17 protein-coding genes are annotated in these 17,950 nt (G+C 71.9%); 7 read left to right on the forward strand and 10 right to left on the reverse strand.

Features of this window, described 5'->3' with window-relative positions; genetic code table 11:
* The first annotated feature begins 17 nt into the window (after positions 1–17).
* The 7 genes from CR165_RS18165 to CR165_RS18195 all read left to right on the forward strand — a co-directional run bounded on the left by CR165_RS18165 (position 18) and on the right by CR165_RS18195 (position 7,976).
* Positions 18–2,270, forward strand: a complete 2,253-nt coding sequence (locus CR165_RS18165; RefSeq protein ID WP_109518361.1) for a sensor histidine kinase NtrY-like — start codon at positions 18–20, stop codon at positions 2,268–2,270.
* Positions 2,260–3,654: a nitrogen assimilation response regulator NtrX gene (gene ntrX, locus CR165_RS18170; protein WP_109518362.1), complete on the forward strand. Its 1,395-nt coding sequence runs from the start codon at positions 2,260–2,262 to the stop codon at positions 3,652–3,654. Before CR165_RS18165 ends, ntrX begins: the two co-directional genes overlap by 11 nt.
* Before the next feature lie 130 nt (positions 3,655–3,784).
* On the forward strand, positions 3,785–4,657 hold the full coding sequence (locus CR165_RS18175; protein WP_109518363.1) for a D-amino-acid transaminase: 873 nt from the start codon (positions 3,785–3,787) through the stop codon (positions 4,655–4,657).
* A complete protein-coding gene (locus CR165_RS18180) occupies positions 4,654–5,328 on the forward strand; it encodes an HAD family hydrolase (protein ID WP_109518364.1) in 675 nt (224 codons plus the stop codon). The genes CR165_RS18175 and CR165_RS18180 overlap by 4 nt, the downstream gene beginning before the upstream one ends.
* A 119-nt stretch (positions 5,329–5,447) precedes the next feature.
* Positions 5,448–5,795, forward strand: coding sequence for an RNA chaperone Hfq (hfq, locus tag CR165_RS18185; RefSeq protein ID WP_109518365.1), 348 nt, complete (start codon positions 5,448–5,450; stop codon positions 5,793–5,795).
* On the forward strand, positions 5,773–7,131 hold the full coding sequence (hflX, locus tag CR165_RS18190) for a GTPase HflX (RefSeq protein WP_379649858.1): 1,359 nt from the start codon (positions 5,773–5,775) through the stop codon (positions 7,129–7,131). Before hfq ends, hflX begins: the two co-directional genes overlap by 23 nt.
* Positions 7,132–7,148: 17 nt before the next feature.
* The gene (locus CR165_RS18195; RefSeq protein WP_109518366.1) at positions 7,149–7,976 is read left to right on the forward strand and encodes an inositol monophosphatase family protein; all 828 of its coding nucleotides are present in this window, start codon (positions 7,149–7,151) and stop codon (positions 7,974–7,976) included.
* Positions 7,977–8,006: 30 nt separating this feature from the next.
* Here CR165_RS18195 and mazG read toward each other — a convergent pair whose 3' ends face one another.
* From mazG to CR165_RS18245, 10 genes are all read right to left on the reverse strand, one after another.
* Positions 8,007–8,795, reverse strand: coding sequence for a nucleoside triphosphate pyrophosphohydrolase (mazG, locus tag CR165_RS18200; protein ID WP_109518367.1), 789 nt, complete (start codon positions 8,793–8,795; stop codon positions 8,007–8,009).
* 62 nt (positions 8,796–8,857) lie between these two features.
* Positions 8,858–9,652: an MBL fold metallo-hydrolase gene (locus CR165_RS18205; protein WP_109518368.1), complete on the reverse strand. Its 795-nt coding sequence runs from the start codon at positions 9,650–9,652 to the stop codon at positions 8,858–8,860.
* A gap of 10 nt (positions 9,653–9,662) precedes the next feature.
* The gene (locus tag CR165_RS18210; RefSeq protein WP_109518369.1) at positions 9,663–10,433 is read right to left on the reverse strand and encodes a TatD family hydrolase; all 771 of its coding nucleotides are present in this window, start codon (positions 10,431–10,433) and stop codon (positions 9,663–9,665) included.
* The gene (gene metG / locus CR165_RS18215; RefSeq protein ID WP_109518370.1) at positions 10,433–12,004 is read right to left on the reverse strand and encodes a methionine--tRNA ligase; all 1,572 of its coding nucleotides are present in this window, start codon (positions 12,002–12,004) and stop codon (positions 10,433–10,435) included. The genes CR165_RS18210 and metG overlap by 1 nt, the downstream gene beginning before the upstream one ends.
* 11 nt (positions 12,005–12,015) lie before the next feature.
* Positions 12,016–13,029 carry a DNA polymerase III subunit delta' gene (locus tag CR165_RS18220; RefSeq protein ID WP_109518371.1) on the reverse strand — a complete coding sequence of 338 codons (1,014 nt, stop codon included), beginning with the start codon at positions 13,027–13,029 and terminating at the stop codon, positions 12,016–12,018.
* Positions 13,026–13,664 (reverse strand): dTMP kinase, encoded by a 639-nt coding sequence (gene tmk / locus CR165_RS18225; protein ID WP_109518372.1) that lies wholly within the window; start codon positions 13,662–13,664, stop codon positions 13,026–13,028. Before tmk ends, CR165_RS18220 begins: the two co-directional genes overlap by 4 nt.
* 1 nt (position 13,665) lies before the next feature.
* A complete protein-coding gene (locus tag CR165_RS18230; protein WP_109518373.1) occupies positions 13,666–14,877 on the reverse strand; it encodes a D-alanyl-D-alanine carboxypeptidase family protein in 1,212 nt (403 codons plus the stop codon).
* Between the two features lie 59 nt (positions 14,878–14,936).
* Positions 14,937–15,866 carry a septal ring lytic transglycosylase RlpA family protein gene (locus CR165_RS18235; protein WP_109518374.1) on the reverse strand — a complete coding sequence of 310 codons (930 nt, stop codon included), beginning with the start codon at positions 15,864–15,866 and terminating at the stop codon, positions 14,937–14,939.
* Entirely contained in the window at positions 15,863–16,834 is a 972-nt protein-coding gene (locus tag CR165_RS18240) for a lytic murein transglycosylase (RefSeq protein WP_109518375.1), read from the reverse strand. The genes CR165_RS18235 and CR165_RS18240 overlap by 4 nt, the downstream gene beginning before the upstream one ends.
* 65 nt (positions 16,835–16,899) lie before the next feature.
* Positions 16,900–17,913, reverse strand: coding sequence for a lipid A deacylase LpxR family protein (locus CR165_RS18245; RefSeq protein WP_109518376.1), 1,014 nt, complete (start codon positions 17,911–17,913; stop codon positions 16,900–16,902).
* Positions 17,914–17,950: the final 37 nt, after the last annotated feature.

The raw sequence follows: 17,950 nt of genomic DNA on the forward strand, positions 1-17,950 counted from the left end.
CCTCCTGGGCGCGGCGGATGATGGACCTGCTGTTCGGCCGCGCCATGACGCTCGGTCTGGCCGTCGGCGCCCTGCTGCTCGGCATCGGCACCTTCACCCTGCTCTCCGGCGGCAGCCCCTTCGGGCCCACGCGGCCGGGGCAGGTGGTGGCCATGGTGCTGATCAACGCCGCCTTCCTGCTGCTGCTGCTCGTCTCGCTCACGGCCCGGCTGGTGCGGATGTGGGCGGAGCGGCGGCGCGGCTCGGCCGGCTCCCGCCTGCATGTGCGGCTGGTCATGCTGTTCAGCGTGGTGGCGGTGGTGCCGGCGCTGCTGGTGGCCACCTTCGCCGCCGTGTTCTTCAACCTCGGCATCCAGGCCTGGTTCAGCGACCGGGTGCGCGAGACGCTGGAGGCCAGCCTCGTCGCCTCCCGCGCCTATCTGGACGAGCACCGCAACACCATCCGCGCCGACGCGCTGGCCATGGCCGCCGACCTCAACCGCAACGGCCGCCTGCTGGACGACAACCAGTATGTCTTCGCCCGCATCCTGGCCAGCCACACGGCGCTGCGCGGCCTGACGGAATCGATCGTCTTCGAGCCGGTGCTGAACCGCGTGGTGAGCCATGCCGGGCTGACCACCACCGCCGTGCTCAGCCCGCTGCCCGCCTGGGCCATGGAGGTGGCGCGCAGCGGCGAGGTGGCGGTGCTGCCGGGCGAGACGGAGGAGGGGCGGGTGCGCGCCCTCGTCGAACTGGACATCGGCCCCGGGCTGATGCTGCTGATCGGCCGGCCCGTCGATCCGGGCGTCATCGAGCACATGCAGCGCACCGAGCTGGCCTTCCAGCAATACGACCAGCTCGACCGCAACCGTTCCGGCCTGCAGGTCACCTTCGCGATGATCTTCGCCATCGCCGCGCTGCTGGTGCTGATGGCGGCGGTGCTGATCGGCCTGGTCATCGCCAACCAGATCGCCCGCCCGCTCTCCCGCCTCATCGTGGCGGCGGAGCGGGTGCGCGGCGGCGACCTCTCGGTGCGCGTCATCGAGGGGCAGGGGGATGACGAGGTCGGCTCCCTCAGCCGCGCCTTCAACCGCATGACCAACCAGCTCGCCGCCCAGCGCAGCGAGTTGATGGAGGCCTACCGGCAGATCGACGAGCGGCGCCGCTTCACCGAGACGGTGCTCTCCGGCGTCTCGGCCGGCGTGGTGGGGCTGGACATCGAAGGCCGCATCAACCTGCCCAACCGCCGCGCCGGCGAGCTGCTGGGGCTGGACCTGGAGAACGAGCTGGGCGTGCCGCTGGTGCAGGTGGCGCCGGAATTCGCGCCGCTGCTGGAGCCGGTGCTGGCGGCGCCGGACCGGCCGCGCATGGGCGAGATCCGCATCGGCCCGGCCAGCGAGCGGCGCACCCTGATGGCCCGCATCGGCGCCGAGACGCAGCGCGGCGAGGTGGTGGGCTTCGTCGTCACCTTCGACGACATCACCGAGCTGCTCTCGGCCCAGCGCAAGGCGGCGTGGTCCGACGTGGCGCGGCGCATCGCGCACGAGATCAAGAACCCGCTGACCCCGATCCAGCTCTCGGCCGAGCGGCTGAAGCGCCGCTACCTGAAGGAGATCCAGTCCGACCCCGAGACCTTCAAGGCCTGCACCGACACCATCGTGCGGCAGGTGGGGGATATCGGGCGGATGGTGGACGAGTTCTCCGCCTTCGCGCGCATGCCACAGCCGGTGATCCGCCCCGAGCCGCTGGCGCAGGTGGCGCGGGAGGCGCTGATCCTGCAGCAGAACGCGCATCACGATCTCGTCTACACCACCCGCATCCCGGAGGATCTGCCGCGCGTGCCCTGCGACCGGCGGCTGATCGGCCAGGCGCTGACCAACCTCCTCGCCAACGCCGCCGATGCCGTCGCCGCCCGCCTCCAGGCCGAGGCGGCGGAGGGGCTGGAGCCCGCTCCGGGTGCCATCATCCTGTCGGTGGAGCCGCAGGGGGAGTGGGTGACGCTGGCGGTGGAGGACAATGGCGTCGGCCTGCCGCAGGGGGATGAGCGGGAGCGGCTCACGGAACCGTATGTGACACATAAACCAAAAGGGACCGGCCTTGGTCTTGCCATAGTCAAGAAGATCATGGAGGACCATGGCGGACGGCTGTTGCTGGCCGAGCGGGAGGCAACGAAGGACGGCGTCGTGCGTGGTACCCGTGCGGCGCTGGTGCTGCCCCTGCGCGGTGTGCCGGAGGATCCCGGGACGGACATGGCAGGAAAGACTACGGAGATGCAACGGCATGGCGCATGATATCCTGATCGTCGATGACGAGCCGGACATCCGTGCGCTGATCGAGGGTATCCTGTCGGACGAGGGCTACGACACCCGCGTCGCGCAGAATTCGGACAGCGCTCTGGCGGCTTTCCGCGCCCGCCGGCCCAACCTCGTCATCCTCGACATCTGGCTGCAGAATTCGCGCCTCGACGGGCTCGGCATCCTGGAAGCGATGCAGCGCGAGGAGCCGCAGGTGCCGGTGGTGATGATCTCCGGCCACGGCACCATCGAGACGGCGGTGCAGGCGATCCAGCAGGGCGCCTACGACTTCATCGAGAAGCCCTTCAAGTCCGACCGGCTGATCCTGATCGCCGAGCGGGCGCTGGAGGCGGCGCGCCTCAAGCGCGAGGTGAGCGAGCTGAAGCTGCGCGCCGGCCCGGAGACGGAGCTGCTCGGCAGTTCCTCGCTGATCGGCCAGCTGCGCGGCGCCATCGACCGCGTGGCGCCCACCGGCAGCCGGGTGCTGATCTCGGGCCCCGCCGGCGCCGGCAAGGAGGTGGCGGCGCGGATGATCCATGCCCGCTCCCGCCGCGCCAACGAGCCCTTCGTCGCGCTGAACTGCGCCACGCTGAACCCGGGCCGCTTCGAGGAGGAGCTTTTCGGCGTCGAGGCCGGGCCAGATGGCGCGCCACGCCGCGCCGGCGTGCTGGAGCGCGCCCATGGCGGCACGCTGCTGCTGGACGAGGTGGCGGACATGCCGCTGGAGACCCAGGGCAAGATCGTCCGCGCGCTGCAGGAGCAGGGCTTCGAGCGCGTCGGCGGCGCCACGCGGGTGAAGGTGGATGTGCGGGTGCTGGCCACCACCAACCGCGACCTCTCCGCCGAGATCGCCGCCGGGCGTTTCCGCGAGGATCTCTACTACCGCCTCGCCGTGGTGCCGCTGCGCGTGCCCTCGCTGCGCGAGCGGCGGGAGGACGTGCCGGCGCTGGCGCGGCACTTCATGGCCCGCTCGGCCGAGACCTCCGGCGTGCCGGCGCGCGAGCTGTCCGAGGACGTGCTGGCGGCGATGCAGGCCTATGACTGGCCCGGCAATGTGCGCCAGCTGCGCAACCTGGTGGACTGGCTGCTGATCATGGCGCCGGGCGGCCCCGGCGAGCCGATCCGCCCGGAGATGCTGCCGCCCGAGGTGGGCTCGGCCGCGCCCGCCGCGCTGAAGCTCGACCGCTCCTCGGAGATCATGACCCTGCCGCTGCGCGAGGCGCGGGAGTTGTTCGAGCGGCAGTACCTGGAAGCGCAGCTGCTGCGCTTCGGCGGCAACATCAGCCGCACGGCGAACTTCGTCGGCATGGAGCGCAGCGCGCTGCACCGCAAGCTGAAGTTCCTGGGCGTGCAGGCCGAGGACCGCGCCGCGCCGGCCTGAGGCGGGACGGCGCGGCGGGGCCGGGGAGGGGTGCCTCGCCGGCTTTTTTGCGCCCTGCGCCCATTGCCGCGCCGCGCCGATGGCGCGAAGCTGCGCCCCTCCTGCGAACCACGAGGAAGAGAGTCAGGGCATGTCCCGCATCGCCTATGTCAACGGCCGCTACGTCCCGCAGCGCGAGGCCAGCGTGAATGTCGAGGATCGCGGCTACCAGTTCGGCGATGGCATCTACGAGGTGGTCCATCTCTACAATGGCCGCTTCGTCGACGAGGACCGGCACCTGGACCGGCTGGAGCGCTCGCTGCGCGAGATCCGGCTGCCGATGCCGCTGACGCGCCAGGCGCTCTCCCACGTGCTGCAGGAGGTGGCGCGCCGCAACCGCGTGACCGAGGGGCTGCTCTACATGCAGGTGACGCGCGGCGTGGCGCGGCGCGACCACCCGTTCCCGGCCAGGCCCGTGCCGCCGGCGCTGGTCGTCACCGTCAAGCGCATCGCGCCCTATCCGGCGAGCGTGGACAACTGGGGCGCGGCGGCGATCACCATGCCCGACCTGCGCTGGGCGCGGCGGGACATCAAGAGCATCAACCTGCTGCCCAACGTGCTGGCCCGCCAGGCGGCGCGCGAGCAGGGCGCGGTGGAGGCCATCCTGTTCGAGGAGGCCACCGGCGTCGTGACGGAGGGGGCGGCCACCAGCTTCTGGATCGTCGACGAGCACGGCACCATCCGCACCCGCCCGCTCTCGCACGACATCCTGCCCGGCTGCACCCGCGGCGCGCTGATGGCCGAGCTGAAGGAAGCCGGCATCGGCTTCTCCGAGGCGCCCTTCACGCTGGAGGAGATGCGCCGCGCGCGGGAGGCCTTCATCACCTCCGCCACCTCCTTCGTGAAGCCGATCGTCAGGATCGACGGGCAGGATGTGGGTGACGGCAAGCCCGGCCCGGTGGTGCGCCAGCTCTTCGACATCTTCGCGCGCCATGTGAAGGGCGCGGTGAAGAACGCGGCGTGAGCCAGGCCCCGCTGCCCCGCCCGCGGGCGATCCTGTGGGACTGGGACAACACGCTGGTCGATGCCTGGGCCGGCGTGCAGGCGGGGATGAACGCCGCGCTGCGCGGCTTCGGCCTGCCGGAATGGAGCCGGGAGGAGGTGCAAGCGCGCGCCCGCCTCTCCCTCCGCGAATCCTTCCCCGCCATCTTCGGCGCCGAGTGGGAGCGGGCGCGGGAGCTGTTCTACGCCGAGGTGCGGGCCCGCCACCTGGAGGTGCTGATCCCGCTCGCCGGCACGCTGGAGGCGCTGGAGGCCGCGGGCCCCTGGCCGCTCGGCATCGTCTCCAACAAGCAGGGGCCGATCCTGCGGGCGGAGGCGGCGCATCTGGGCTGGGCGGCGCGCTTCGGCGCCGTGGTGGGGGCGGGGGATGCCGTGGCGGACAAGCCGGCCGCGGCACCCGTGCTGCTGGCGCTGGAGCGTCTTGGCGTGGCGCCGGGGCCGGAAGTCTGGTTCATCGGCGATACGGGGGTGGACATGCAGGCGGCGCGGGCCGCCGGCTGCTCCGCCGTGCTGCTGGGCGATGCCGCGCATGATGGCGGCGTGGCCGCTCTGGCACCCGATGCCCTCTTTACAGACGGCCATGCGCTCGCCAGATGTCTACGCGGCCTTGCCAAAACCCCCCTCCCTGCGTGATCTTGCGGGCGAACCGACAGGCACACCGCCTGCCGGGGCGGAGCCCCATGCCAGGGTGAAGGCCGGCACAACGCCGCCCGCCCAAAGGTGGCTCGCCAAGAAAAAGAAGGACCGAGCCCATGGCCGCCGAGAAGTCCCAGAATGTTCAGGATGTCTTCCTGAACCATGTCCGCAAGAGCAAGACGCCGGTGACCATCTTCCTGGTCAATGGCGTGAAGCTGCAGGGCATCATCACCTGGTTCGACAATTTCTCCGTCCTGCTGCGCCGGGACGGTCACACCCAGCTGGTCTACAAGCACGCCATCAGCACCGTCATGCCGGGCGCGCCGATCATGCTGTTCGATGCCGCAGCGGCCGGCTCCGGTGCCACCCAGGGCGCTCCCGCCCAGGGCGGCTCCGTGGCCGTGACGCGTGAAGGCACCATGACATTGCAACGTGAGGTCAATCCTGTCGGCTCCTCCGACTGAGAACAACGCGGCGACGGGCGGCAAGCCCACCCTCGCCGCGGTTCTGCTGCCTTTCGAACGCCCGACGCGCCCTGGCGGCGCCGAGGGCATTGTGCCCTTTCCTGAGGCCCGTGCCGCCAGCCGTGCGGCCGAGGCACGGCTGGCCGAGGCCGTCGGCCTCGCCGCCTCGATCGGGCTGACCATCGTGCACAGCGCGGTGTTCCCGCTGCGCGCCCGCCGCCCCGCCACGCTGCTGGGCGAGGGGCAGGTGGAGATGGCGCGCGAAGCCATCGACGAGCACCAGATCGGCGTCGTCGTCGTCGATGCCGCGCTGAGCCCCGTGCAGCAGCGCAACCTGGAGCGCGCCTGGGGCTGCAAGGTGATCGACCGCACCGGGCTGATCCTGGAGATCTTCGGCGAGCGCGCCCGCACGCGCGAGGGCTCGCTGCAGGTCGAGCTGGCGCATCTGGAATACCAGCGCACCCGCCTCGTCCGCTCCTGGACACACCTTGAGCGGCAGCGCGGCGGCTTCGGCTTCCTCGGCGGCCCGGGCGAGAGCCAGATCGAGATCGACCGCCGGCTGATCGGCGAGCGGATCGTCAAGCTCAAGCGCGAGCTGGAGCAGGTGCGGCGCACCCGCGGCCTGCACCGCGCGGCGCGCACCCGCGTGCCGTTCCCGGTGGTGGCGCTGGTGGGCTACACCAATGCCGGCAAGTCCACGCTGTTCAATGCGCTGACCGGCGCGGGCGTGTTCGCGCAGGACCAGCTCTTCGCGACGCTGGACCCGACCATGCGGGCCATTCGGCTGCCCTCGGGCCGCACAGTGATCCTGTCCGACACGGTGGGCTTCATCAGCGACCTGCCGACGCAGCTCATCGAGGCGTTCCGCGCCACGCTGGAGGAGGTGGCCTCGGCCGACATCATCCTGCATGTGCGGGACGTGGCGCACCCGGACACCAGCGCCCAGCGGGCCGACGTGATGGGCGTGCTGAACGAGATGGCCACCGGCCCCGACCCGGCGCTGGACGAGAACTGGCCCGCCCGCACCATCGAGGTGCTGAACAAGGCCGACCTGCTGGGCGGCGTGGCGGACGTGCCGGGGGCGGACGATGCCACCTCGGTCGCCGTCTCGGCGCTGACGGGGGAGGGGCTGGAGGCGCTGCGCGCGGCGCTCGACGCCCGGCTGGCGGCGGGGATGGAGACGGTGGACTACACCCTCCCCACCACCGACGGCGCCCGGCTGGCCTGGCTCTACCAGCATGGCGAGGTGCTGACGCGCGAGGATGGGGAGGCGAGCATCCGCCTCAGCGTCCGCCTGACCCCCACTGACCGTGCCCGCTTCGAGCAGCAGAACTGACCGCGACAGGGAATAGAATGCGCTTCAACGAACGGATGGCGACCGAGATCGCCACCCTGCTGCGCGACGCCGCGCTGGCCGAGATCAAGCCGCGCTTCCGCCGCCTGGCGAGCGGCGCCATCCGCGCCAAGAGCAGCGCCACGGACCTGGTGACGGATGCGGACGAGGCGGCGGAGCGGGTCATCACCGCCGCCCTGACCGAGCGCTTCCCCGGCTGCGTGGTGGTGGGGGAGGAGGCCTGCGCCGCCGACCCCGCCGTGCTGGGCCGGCTGGCCGGGGCGGACCTCGCCTTCGTGGTGGACCCGGTGGACGGCACCGCGAACTTCGCTGCCGGCGTGCCGCTGTTCGGCTGCATGGCCGCCGCCGTGGTGAAGGGCGAGGTCGTCGCCGCCTGGATCCACGACCCGATGGGCGACGACACCGCCATCGCGCTGCGCGGCGAGGGCGCCTGGATCGAGGCGCCGGACGGGCACCGCACGGATCTGCGCGTGGCGGCGCCGGTGCCGGTGAACCAGATGATCGCCGGCGTCTCCTGGACCTATATCGCCGAGCCGGTGCGCTCGCAGCTGACGGCGCGGCTGCCACGCTTCGCCGGCGGGGTGCAGTTCCGCTGCGCCGCGCACGAGTACCGGCTGGTGGCCAGCGGCAACGCGCATGTGGTGGTCTACAACAAGCTGATGCCCTGGGACCACCTGCCGGGCTGGCTGCTGCACCGCGAGGCCGGCGGCTACAGCGCCCGCTTCGACGGCAGCGAGTACCGCCCCGAGCACACCGCCGGCGGCCTCATCGCCGCGCCGGACAAGGCGAGCTGGGGCGCGGTCCGAGAGGCGCTGTTCGGCGCCTGACGGCGGGAGGGGCGCGCCAGCGCCCCTTCCTCAGCCTCCGGCCTGCTTCACCTGCTGCCAGAGCGCCTCCATGCGCTCCAGCCCGGCATCGGCCGGGCTCTGGCCCTCGGCCGCGAGGCGGCTCTCCACCGCGTTGAAGCGGCGCTCGAACTTGGCGTTGGCGCCGCACAGGCAGGCCTCGGGGTCGAGGTCCAGCTTGCGGGCGAGGTTGGCCAGCACGAACAGCATGTCGCCGAGCTCGTCCGCCAGCCGGGCGCGATCGGCGCCGGGCAGCTCGGCCCGCAGCTCGGCGGTTTCCTCGGCCAGCTTGTCCAGCACCGCCTCGGCATCCGGCCAGTCGAAGCCGACGCGGCCGGCGCGGCGGGTCAGCTTGGCGGCGCGGGTCAGGGCGGGCAGGGCGGTGGGGATGCCGGCCAGGGTGCCGGTCTCGGCGCGGGCGGCGCGCTCGGCCTGCTTCTGCACCTCCCAGGCCTGCACCTGGCCTTCCGTGTCGCGCGCCGCAGCCTCGCCGAAGACATGCGGATGGCGGCGGATCATCTTCTCCGAAATGGTGTCGGCCACCGCCGTGAAGTCGAAGGCGCCGGCCTCGCGCGCCATCTGCGCGTGATAGACGACCTGGAACAGCAGGTCGCCCAGCTCGTCCTGCAGCGCCGGCATATCGGCGCGCTGGATGGCATCCGCCACCTCATAGGCCTCCTCGATGGTGTAGGGCGCGATCGAGGCGAAGTCCTGCTCCCGGTCCCAGGGGCAGCCATCGGGGGCGCGCAGCCGGGCCATGATGGAGAGGAGGCGGTTCAGCGCGGCGGAGGCGTCATCCAAGGCGGGAATCCTCGTCGGCAGGGTGGTTCACGCAAAACGTATAAGGAAGATTATGACAATTCTCACGAGGCCAGGACATCGAGGATCAACCCGTCATACGCAGCCTCGATCCCCTCAGGCAGGTTCTGTCCAAGCCAGGACCAGTCGAGGTCATGCCCCATATGCGTCAACACCGTCCGGCGTGGGCGCAGCCTCTCCACCCACTCCCGAACAAGGTCCAGATGCGCATGCACCGCATGCGGCCGGCGCTGGAAGCAGCCCACCACCCAGGTGTCGAGACCGTGCAACTGCTCCAGGCTTTCCTCCGGCATCCGCACCACGTCCGTGGAATAGGCGAAGTTGCCGATGCGCAGCCCGAGCGTCTCCATCACCTTGTGGTCCTGGCGGTAGAGCTGCACCGGCAGCCCCGCCGCCTCCACCACCTGGCCGGGCCGCACCGGGATCGGCGTCAGCGCCGGGCGGAAGAAGGCCGGTGGCGTCGGCGCGCGGAAGGCATAGTCGAAGCGGGCCTTCAGCTCCGCCAGGGTGATCTCGGTGGCATAGACCGGGATGGCCGCGCCGATCGCCCGGTTGAGCGGCCGGAACTCGTCGAGCCCCATGATGTGGTCGGCATGTCCATGGGTGACGAGCAGCGCATCCACCCGGCCGATGCGGTTGGCCAGGAGCTGGTTGCGCAGGTCCGGCCCGGCGTCGATCAGCAGCCGCTGCCCATCCGGCGCCTCGATCAGGATGGAGGAACGGCCGCGGCGGTTGCGCGGCTCGGCGGGGTCACAAGCGCCCCAATCGCCCGCGCCATCCGGGCCGCCCAGCATCGGCACCCCCGCCGAGCCGCCGCAGCCGAGGATGGTAACCTTCAAGTTCAAGGTCCTACGCAGCCTTCTTGAACAGGCGGCGGAAATTGGCCGTGGTGCTCTCGGCCATCGCCTCGGGGCTCAGCCCGCGCACCTCGGCCAGCACGCGGGCGGTGTGCGGCACGTAGGAGGGTTCGTTGCGCTTGCCGCGATAGGGCGCCGGCGCCAGATACGGGCTGTCCGTCTCCACCAGCAGCCGGTCCGCCGGCATGTCGCGCGCGATGTCCCGGATCTCCTGGGACTTCGGGAAGGTCAGGATGCCGGAGAAGGACAGATAACCGCCCATTTCAACCGCTTCCTCGGCCAGCCTGCGGCCGGAGCTGAAGCAGTGGAGCAGGAAGTCGAACGGCCCGTTAGCGCGCTCCTCGCGCAGGATGGCGGCGATGTCCGCATCCGCGTCCCGGGCGTGCACCACCAGCGGCAGGCCGGTCTCGCGCGCGGCGCGGATGTGGCGGCGGAAGCCCTCCTGCTGCACCTCGCGCGGCGCCTTGTCGTAGAAGTAGTCGAGCCCGCTCTCGCCGATGCCGATGACCTTCGGGTGGTCGGCGGCGGCGACGATCTCGGCCACCTCCGGCAGCGGCCCCTCGCCCACATTCTGCGGATGCACGCCAACCGTGCCCCAGACCTGGGCAAATCGTTGCGCTATCGACTTCACCGTTTCGGCCTGCGCCATGCGCACGCCGATGGTGACCATCTCGCCCACCCCCGCCTCGGCGGCGCGGCGCAGGATGTCCTCGATCTCGGCCTCGGAGAAGTGGTCGAGGTGGCAGTGGCTATCGACGAGCATCAGGCGGCGGCGTCCTGGATCTTCTGGAACAGCGGGCTGGGCGGCGGCAGCGCCACCCCCTCCGGCAGTGGCGTGGTCAGCGCCGCGAGGTCGCGCGCCCCGGCCGGCACGGCGAGCTGGTCGAGCAGCTTCTCCATGGTCTCCGGCATGAAGGGCCGCAGCACCGTGGCGAAGACGCGCAGCGCGTCGTGCAGGTGGCGCAGCACGTCGCGCATCCGCGCCAGGTCGGTCTTCTTCAGCGCCCAGGGCTGCTCGCGGGTGATGTAGCCATTGGCCTCGCGGATGGACGTGAAGATCAGCGTCAGCGCGGCGTCGAATTTCTGCTCGTTCAGCAGGGCATCGACCTTCTCCACCAGCCAGGCGGGGCTGCCGGCGGCGTCGGCATGGCCGGTGGCCGTCAGGAAGGCGGTGTCGGCTTCGGTCGGCGCCGCCACGGGCGCCGGCAGCGTGCCCTCGCAGTTGCGCTGGATCAGGCTGAGGGTGCGATTGGCGAGGTTGCCCAGCGCATCGGCCAGCTCGCCGTTCAGGCGGCCGACCAGCGCCTTGCGCTGGAAGTCGCCATCCTGGCCGAACGGCACCTCGCGCAGCAGGAAGAAGCGCACCGGGTCCAGCCCGAACTCGTCGATCAGCGCCAGGGGGTCGATGACGTTGCCGAGCGACTTGGAGATCTTCTGCCCCTCATTGGTCCACCAGCCATGGGCGAACACCCGGCGGGGCGTGGGCAGGCCGGCGGCCATCAGGAAGGCCGGCCAGTAGATGGCGTGGAACCGGAGGATATCCTTGCCGACGAAATGAACATCCGCGGGCCAGAAGCGCCACAATGCTTCAGTTTCAGAAGGATAGCCGAGCGCGGTGATGTAGTTCGTCAGCGCGTCGAGCCACACATACATCACATGCGCCTCGTCCCCCGGCACCTTCACGCCCCATTTGAAGGAGGTGCGGGAGATGGAGAGGTCGGTCAGGCCGCTCTTGACGAAGCTCATCACTTCGTTGCGTCGGGTCTGCGGCGCGATGAAGTCCGGGTTGGCCTCGTAGAAGGCGAGAAGCTTCTCCTGCCACTGCGACAGGCGGAAGAAGTAGGAAGGCTCCCTCACCCACTCCACCGGCGCGCCGGTGGGGGCGAATTTCTGGCCATCCTTCTCCATGATCTCGTCCGGGCCGTAGAAGGCCTCGTCGCGCACCGCGTACCAGCCCTCGTAATGGCCGAGATAGATCTCGCCATTCGCCTCCAGCCGCTGCCACAGCGCGGCGCAGGCCCGCTTGTGGCGCTCCTCCGAGGTGCGGATGAAGTCGTCGTTGGAGTAGTTCATCCGAACGGCCAGCTCGCGGAAGCTCTGGCTCACCGTGTCGGTGAAAAGCTGCGGGTCCATGCCGCGCGCCTCGGCCGCCTTCTCCACCTTCTGCCCGTGCTCATCCGTGCCCGTCAGGAAGTGCACGTCATGGCCCGACATGCGGTGCCAGCGCGCCAGCACATCCGCCGCCAGCGAGGTGTAGGCGTGGCCTATATGCGGCTTGTCGTTGACGTAGTAGATGGGCGTGGTCAGGTAGATGGAGCGGCGCTCGCCGGTCATGATCAAGGTCCTCAACGCGAGGCCAGCTGCGAGAGACCGCTCAGCACCGCCTGCTTGCGGTCCAGATTCAGGGTTTCGGTCTCATCGGCCAGGCGGCCCAGGGTGTCCCACAGCGTCGCCCATTGGGCAAGCGGGCGGGTGGCGATCCAGGCAGGCGCCGGCTGGCCGCGGCCCGCGGCGCGGATCGCCTCGCCGAGCGACGCGCGCAGCAGCTCCATGAAGGTGACATAGGCGCTGCCGTCGCGCTTCGCCGCCAGCGTGTCGGCCAGGGCGTGCAGGGCGCGCGGGTCGGGGTGTGGCAGGGTGGCGAGGAAGTTCTCCACGCTCTTGTGCAGCAGCAGCCCGTCGCCCTCCGCCAGTTGCAGGGCGCGGCCCGGCGCGCCGCCGGCGATGCGCGCCAGCACGGCGCGCTGCTCCGGCGCCAGATCGGGCAGCCAGCCGGCCAGCAGCGCCTCCATCTCCGGCGCCGGCAGCGGGAAGAGATCCACCCGGCGGCAGCGGCTGCGGATGGTGGGCAGCAGCCGGTCCGGCGCAGCGGTGGTCAGCAGCAGCAGGGCGCGGGCGGGCGGCTCCTCCAGCGTCTTGAGCAGGGCGTTCTGCGCCTCGGCGTTCATCGCCTCCACCTGCTCGACGATGACGATGCGCCAGCCGCCCTCGGCGGCGGTGAGGCCCAGGAAGCGCGGCACCTGCCGCACCTCGTCCACGCGGATCATCAGCTTCACGCCGCGCTCGCCGGCATTGGGCGCCAGCGCCCGCAAATCGGCATGTCCGCCGGCGGCGATGCGGCGGAACACCGGATGGGCGGGCGGCAGGTAGAGCGGCGCCTCCTCCGCCACGCCGGCCGGCCGCTCCGCCAGCAGCCAGCGGGCGAAGCGGTAGGCCAGCGTCGCCTTGCCGACGCCGCGCGGCCCGGCCAGCAGCCAGGCATGGTGCAGCCGGCCGGCGCCGGCGGCCTCGGCCAGGGCGGCGGCGGCGTGGTCGTGGCCGCGCAGCTCGGGGTTGGCGCGGGGCTCGGGCGGAATCACAGCGGCGCCCCCAGCCGCTCCCGCAGCAGGGCGGCGGCGGCCCCGGCCAGGACTTCCGGCGGCTGCGTGGCGTCCAGCACGGCGCAGCGCCCCGGCTCGGCGGCGGCGATGGCCTGGAAGCCCTCATGCACCCGGGCATGGAAATCCGCGCCCAGCCGCTCGAAACGGTCCGGCGCGCCGCGGCCGAGGGCGCGGGCCATGCCGGCCTCGGGCGGCAGGTCCAGCACCAGGGTGAGGTCCGGCGCGAAATCGCCGAGCGCCACGCGCGCCAGCCCTTCCCACACGGCGCGGTCCAGCCCATGGCCATGGCACTGGTAGGCGAGCGTGGAATCCGCGAAGCGGTCGCACACCACCCAGATGCCGGCCTCCAGCGCGGGGCGGATGGTCTTGGCCAGATGCTCCCGCCGCGCGGCGAACATCAGCATGGCCTCGGCCACCGGGTCCCAGGCGATGTCGCCGCCCAGCATCAGGCCGCGCAGCAGCTCGGCGCCGGGCGCGCCGCCCGGCTCGCGGGTGCGCAGCACGGGCAGCCCGGCGGCGGCGAGGCGGGCGGCCAGGGCACGCGCCAGGGTGGTCTTGCCGGCCCCTTCCCCGCCCTCCAGCGTGATGAAGACGCCGGGTTCGACCCTCCCCACCTCAGCCCGAGACCATGCGCGAGATCACCGCCGGGATGCGCGGGATCAGGCCGAGCCTGCCGACATCGGCCCCCGCGTAGAGCGGCATCACCATGGGCGGCACGCCCTGCCCGGCAATGTCGAGCTGGCCCACCTCCTGCCCCTTGGCGATCGGCGCCGGAATCGGCCCGTTGTAGCGCAGCGTCACCTGCAGGTTGCGGCGCCACTGGCGCGGCAGGGTCAGCACCAGGTCCTTGCCGCCCACCAGCGGCACGGTCGGCGCCTCGCCCAGATAGACCGGCGCGGCCTCCACCGTGTCGGCGGCGCGGAACAGCACCACGTTCTCGAACTCGCGGAAGCCCCACTCGATCAGCCGCTCGGATTCCTCGCCGCGCGCGCGCATCGAGGGCAGGCCGTTCACCACCAGGATCAGCCGGCGCTCGCCGCGCTTGGCCGTGCCGGTCAGGCCGTAGCCGGCATCCTCGGTGTGGCCGGTCTTGAGGCCATCGGCGCCGGGGACGCGGCCGAGCAGCGGGTTGCGGTTCTCCTGGTTGATGTCGTTCCAGCGGAAGGCGCGCTCGCTGTAGATGCTGTAGTGGTCCGGGAAGTCGTGGATCAGGCGGGAGGCCAGGATGGCGAGGTCCCGGCAGGTCATGCGGTGCTCGGGGTCGGGCCAGCCGGTGGCGTTGCGGAAGTTGCTGTCCTTCAGCCCGATGCGCCTGCCGTACTCGTTCAGCAGCTCGGCGAATTGCTGCTCGCTGCCGCTGATCGCCTCGGCCAGTACCACGCAGGCGTCGTTGCCCGACTGGATGATGACGCCGCGCGCCAGATCCTCGACCTTGATGCTGCTGCCCAGCTCGACGAACATCTTCGAGCCGCCCATGCGCCAGGCGCGCTCGCTCACCGGCAGGGCCTGGTCGGGGCGCAGCCGGCCCTGCTTCAGCATGTCGAAGACCACATACATGGTCATTAGCTTCGACATGGAGGAAGGCGGCATACGCTCGTCCGCGTTCTTCTCCAGCAGCACGGCGCCGGTGTCGGCGTCCACGAGCAGCGCCTGGCGGGCGATGGTGTCCACCGGGCCGAGGGGCGTGCTGGCGGGCGAGGTCGGCGGCCCGGCGGGCGCGGCGGCGCGGCCGGCGGGGCGGCGCTGCTGCGCCAGGCCAGGCGTGGCGAGCGGGCCGGCGGCCAGGACCGCGGCGGCACCGCCCAGCAGTTCGCGGCGAAGCGGCATCGCGGAAATCTCCTCGTTCAGTCTGGAGCTGCGGTGGACCACGGCCTGCGGGCAGGCCGCTAGTCGATCAGGATACGGGCATCGGATACGCCCGAACGGAGTGCCCGCTCAAGGGCTGTATCCGCCTCGGCGACGGTTGCAAAGGGGCCAAGGCGGACCCGGTATTCCGGCCGCCCCGGGCGGCCCGTGCCTTCCACCCGCGCGCCGATGCGCGTCGCCTGCCGCTGCGCGTCGGCACGGCTGAGGAAGGTGCTGGCCTGCAGGTAGAGCCGCCCCGGTCGGGCGGGGCCCTGCCACAGGGTCTCCGGCAGGCGCTCGGGCGGCGGCGCCGGCGGCGCCTCCTCCGGGGTAGTGGCAACGGCCCCGCCGGAGAGGGCGCGCAGGGGCGCCGCGCGGCTGCCGGGCGGCGGCGCCAGCGCCTCGCTCTGCACCGGCCCGCGCGGCGCGGCGGCGATCTCCAGCCGCGTGCCCTCCGGCTGCGGCAGCGCGGCGGCGAGGCGGCGGGAGGGCTCGGCCTCGATGGCCAGCGCCACCTGCGCCGTGCCGCCTTCCGGCACGCCGAGCAGCGCGGCGGCGCGGCGGGACAGCTCCAGCACACGCCCCGGCCGGGCCGGGCCGCGGTCATTCGCGCGGACCAGGATCTCGCGCCCCGTCTCCAGGTTGGTGACGCGCAGGATGGCGGGGAGCTGCACGGTGCGGTGCGCCGCCATCAGCAGGCCAGGGTCGTGGGTCTCGCCATTGGCGGTGCGGCGGCCGGCGCGGGCATCGGCCGCCACCACGGCGAGGCCGGTCTCGCGCAGGGTGAAATCCTCGCGCGGGTAGGACCAGACGCCGCCCATCGCATAGGGCTCGCCCACCGTGTAGCGCGGCTGCGCGGCACTGGCCGGCGGCGGTGGCGGCCGCACGCAGGCCGAGGCCAGCAGCGGCAGCACCGCCGCCAGCAGCGCGCCGCGCGCGGCGGCGCCCCCTCGCCTTCCCCCGCCGCTCACGCCACCCGGTCGGAGAGCATGCCGACCACCAGCGCGTAGTAGTCGGAGGGGTTGTAGCGGCGGATGACGTTGAAGTTCTGGTAGACAGCGAAGGCCTGCCCGCCCGCCCCGCCCGGCAGCAGGATGGAAGTCGGCATGTCGAGCGGCGGCAGCGCCGTGCCGTCGGCGGCGGTGACACCCAGGCGAAGCCACTCGCGCAGCGGCTTGCGGGTGGAGCGCCCGGCCAGGGCGGCGTCGAAGCCCGCCGGCACCAGCACCTCGCGGCCCCAGCGCTCCGTTTCGTCCCAGCCGCTGCGGCCGAGATAGTTGGCGATGGAGCCCAGCGCATCCGCCCGGTTGTCCCAGATGTCGCGGCGGCCGTCGCCGTCGAAATCCACCGCCAGCCGCTCGAAGCTGGTGGGCATGAACTGCGGGTGGCCCATGGCGCCGGCGTAGCTGCCGCGCATCCGCTCCGGCGCCACGTCGCCGCGCTCCAGGATGCTCAGCGCGGCCATCAGCTCGGCGCGGAAGAAGGCGCTGCGGCGGCCATCCCAGGCCAGCGTGGCGAGCGCCTCGATGGTGTTGTAGTTGCCGGTGAAGCCGCCATAGTTCGTCTCCAGCCCCCACACCGCCACGACGATGCGCGGCGAGACGCGGAAGCGCGTGGCGATGGCGTCCAGCAGCGTCGCGTTCTCGGCATAGGCCTGGCGGCCGCGCTCGACCCGCTGGGCGGTGATGCGGCCGTCGCGGTACTGTTCCCAGGTCAGGGTGAACTCGGGCTGGCGGCGGTCGAGCTCCAGCACCTTTTCGTTGGGGCGGATGTTGGCGAAGGCCCGCTGCAGCGTGGCCTGGGACACGCCGGCGCCCCGGGCCTCGCTGGCGACGCCCTGTAGGAAGGCGTCGAAGCTGGCCGTGGCGGCATGGGCCGCGCCGCCGGAGAGGACGGAGAGCGCGGCGACTCGGGTCAGCAGGGTGCGGCGGTTCAGCATGGGGGAGAGGTGCCACGACCGGCGCCCGCCCTGCAACCGCTGGTGGGCCCCCGGCCGCGCACGGATCAGAACCGGAACGAGACGCTGAGCGAGCCGAAGCTCTGCACGCCTTCCTGCCCGTAGAATTCCTCCGAGCGCCAGACCTGCGTGTAGGCGAAGCGCATGCCGCGCCAGAGCACCGCCACGCCGGCCTGCGCGTCGCCCACCAGGATGCGCTTGTCCACGCTGCGGCTTTCGCGCCAGGTGTTGCCGTCGAGGAAGATGTCGCGGGCGATGGCGCGGCCATCGAGCCCGGCGAAGACATACCAGCCGAAATCCTGGCGCGGCTGGAAGGAGGCGCTGCCGGCCAGCGCCGGGCGGATGCGCGGCGGCCCGAAATCCGCCTCCAGCCCCTGCCCCAGCCGCAGCACCCCGCCCGCGGCGGCATAGGTCTGAACATTGCCCAGGCTGATGGTGGCCGAGGGGATGGCCTCGACATCGATCCCGCCGATCTGGCCGAGCGGCATGCGCCACTTGCGCTCGTACAGCGCGGTGATGGCCGGCTCGTCCTTCAGCTGGGAGCGCCAGCCATTGGTCTGATCGATGTTGATGATGTCGTGATAGTTGTTCTGCACGAACTCGCCGAGCGCCGAGGGGCCGACCACGCCGAGCTGCAGCTCGAACAGGTTGGCGGTGTATTCGGAGATCCGCGACAGCGAGGCGGCGCCGTAGAGATAGGCGGCGTAGGGCCGGTCGCGCGGGTCCGGGGCCACCCGCTCGGTGTCCTTCGGCGTGTAGATGCTCTGGCCGAAGGCCAGGCCCCAGCGCAGCGTGCCCGGGCCCATCAGCCAGCCCAGCCGGTCGTTCAGCCAGTCGAGCGGCCCCGGCAGGTCGGCCGAGGGGGAGCGCCAGGCGAACTGGAAGCCGTTGGTGTAGTAGCGGTCGCTGCCGCCGAACATGTCGTTCTCGAGGGCGAAGTTCAGCGTGCCCTTCGGGTCCGGCGGCGGCGCCTGGTCGCCGGGGATGCCCTGCGCCATGGCCGGGCCCGAGGCGCCCATGGCCAGCAACAGCAGAAGGGTCGGCGATCGGCGGGCGCGCATGCGGAGTTCCTTGCTCGCGGCGGCGGAGAGGCCGCGC

Origin of the sequence: Teichococcus aestuarii (assembly GCF_003116135.1) — a bacterium.
Lineage (GTDB): Bacteria > Pseudomonadota > Alphaproteobacteria > Acetobacterales > Acetobacteraceae > Pseudoroseomonas > Pseudoroseomonas aestuarii.